This is a genomic window from Streptomyces sp. M2CJ-2, from assembly GCF_016757295.1.
Taxonomy (GTDB): Bacteria; Actinomycetota; Actinomycetes; order Streptomycetales; family Streptomycetaceae; genus Streptomyces.
The window spans coordinates 1-1982 of record NZ_JAESIF010000201.1; the positions used below are offsets into that span (position 1 = coordinate 1).

Annotated in this window: 4 protein-coding genes; 1 reads left to right on the plus strand and 3 read right to left on the minus strand. The window is 71.1% G+C overall.

Features of this window, described 5'->3' with window-relative positions; genetic code table 11:
• Nucleotides 1-422: 422 nt before the first annotated feature.
• Nucleotides 423-899 (plus strand): hypothetical protein, encoded by a 477-nt coding sequence (locus JL475_RS38730; RefSeq protein ID WP_202282883.1) that lies wholly within the window; start codon nt 423-425, stop codon nt 897-899.
• On the opposite strand, the gene JL475_RS38735 is transcribed toward JL475_RS38730, so the two are convergent.
• From JL475_RS38735 to JL475_RS38745, 3 genes are all read right to left on the minus strand, one after another.
• Nucleotides 868-1494 carry a nucleoside triphosphate pyrophosphatase gene (locus tag JL475_RS38735; RefSeq protein ID WP_202282884.1) on the minus strand — a complete coding sequence of 209 codons (627 nt, stop codon included), beginning with the start codon at nt 1492-1494 and terminating at the stop codon, nt 868-870. The two genes, JL475_RS38730 and JL475_RS38735, sit on opposite strands and share 32 nt — an antisense overlap.
• Before the next feature lie 31 nt (nt 1495-1525).
• Nucleotides 1526-1654: a morphogenic membrane protein MmpB gene (gene mmpB / locus JL475_RS38740; RefSeq protein ID WP_106979509.1), complete on the minus strand. Its 129-nt coding sequence runs from the start codon at nt 1652-1654 to the stop codon at nt 1526-1528.
• Nucleotides 1655-1746: 92 nt separating this feature from the next.
• Complete coding sequence (locus JL475_RS38745; RefSeq protein ID WP_202282885.1) at nt 1747-1956, minus strand: acyl-CoA carboxylase subunit epsilon; 210 nt, start codon at nt 1954-1956, stop codon at nt 1747-1749.
• Nucleotides 1957-1982 lie beyond the last annotated feature (26 nt).

Genomic DNA, 1982 nt, shown 5'->3' on the forward strand with positions numbered 1-1982 from the left:
AGGCCCGGGCCACGCGGACAGCGATTTCGCCACGGTTGGCGATGAGCACCTTGCGCACGATTGAGGCTCCCTCCTTGAAACAAGCCGAGTTTAGGGACTGCCGACACGGCACTACGACCCGTCCCCATGGGTGAGCTTGCCCACACGGAGCGTGATCCGAGGCTCGCTCGACCCGCGAAATCCCATGTCGCACCTTGGTACGCAAGACTCCTCCGGGAAACCCTAGCCTTCTCATGTGGTCAAGGTCTCTGTGAGAGCGTGCTGCGGCCCACTACGTTTTTTTGTCGAGTCCCTACGAATGGCCCAATGGTTCTCTGCCCCTCGCGGGACCCTTGTCCCCGGCTTTACCTGCCAGTAACGTTCGCGCTGTCTCGAACGTACTCGGGGTAACCACAGTCGTGCTCGAAAGTGGGTGGGGGCCGGTGGTCCGCAGACCGGTGGCGTGGATCGTGGCACTCGTGCTCTTCGTCGAGGCGCTCGGCATCGGGGCGGTGAACTGGTTCCTCGGAGTCGTCGTCGACCGGCAGCACATGTCCCTGGCCGGCCTCGACCCGCACCTGATGTCGGTGTCCTCGAAGACCGGCGGCGTCGTCTTCGGGCTCTACTTCGCGCTGTGCGGCCTCGTCGCGCTGCTGGTCGCCCTGCGCGACCGCGCGCCCGCCGGGCCGGGCAGGGTACTGCTGATCAGCGCCGCCGTGGTGCACGCGCTGCTCGGCGCATTCGGGTGGAGCCTGGTCGGCCCGCCCGCCTTCCTGTACACGGTGGTGGTGCTGGGCCTCGTCGTCCTGCTGCTGATGACGCACGACCGCCCGGGCGCGCCCGCCGGCACCGCCGGCCCCGCGCCCGGCGGTGCCGGCGGGGCCCCGGTCACGCCTCCGGCGGCGCCCACAGCTCCGTGATGCCGACGCCCAGCTCGGCCAGCAGGCGCCGCACCAGCGGCAGACTGATCCCGATGACGTTCCCGTGGTCGCCGTCGATGCCGTCGATGAACGGGGCCGAGCGGCCGTCCAGGGTGAACGCCCCCGCCACCCGGAGCGGCTCGCCGGACGCGACGTAGGCGGCGATCTCCTCGTCCGTGGGTTCGCCGAAACGGACCACGGTGGACGCGGTGGCGGAGGCGTACCGCCTGCCCTCGGCGAGGGTGTCGTAGACGCAGTGACCGGTCTGGAGGATGCCCGCACGGCCCCGCATCGCCTTCCAGCGAGCGGTGGCCTCCTCGGCGTCCCTCGGCTTGCCGAGGGCCCGGCCGTCCAGTTCGAGCACCGAGTCGCAGCCGATCACCAGCGCGCCCTTGACCTCGGGCTTCGCGGCGACGACGGAGGCCTTCGCCTCGGCGAGGGCGAGTGCCAGTTCGGCCGGGGTGGGTGCGGTGACGGCGTCCTCGTCGACACCGCTGACGACCACCTCGGGGTCGAGTCCGGCTTGGCGGAGCAGCCCGAGCCGGGCGGGGGACTGGGAGGCGAGCACGAGCCGGCGGCGGGGCTGATCTGTCATGCGGTCAGCGTATCGGCGTGGGCCGGATGCCTCACCTCACCCCGATCACGAGCATCGCGAGCACCATGGCCAATGCCATGAGAACGCCCAGCCGCCGCAACATGTCCTGCGTGTCACGCAGTTCCTTGGGCGGCTCGTTCTCGGGGTCGGACCACAGCATGTCCTCCATGCTCCGGCGGTGACGCCCGGGGTGCCTGAGTACGCGTACTCAACTTCCCCGGGCGTCACCGCCGACCGGCGCGTCGGACAGTCCTACCCGCCCGGCCAGTACGTCCGTGACCAGGCCGTCGGTCCCGGCTGGGGCAGGTGCCGGGCGGCGATGCGGGACGGGTCGGACCAGGAGTCGCGGGGGGCGTCCGCGCCGGACGGCGTGGCGGACGCCGCCGCGACGCGGATGCGGACCACCGCCAGGGCGGCGGCGAGCTCCTCCGGGGTGGGATGGCCCCGTACGACCTTGATCACAGCGGCTCCTGGGGGGCTAGAAGGGG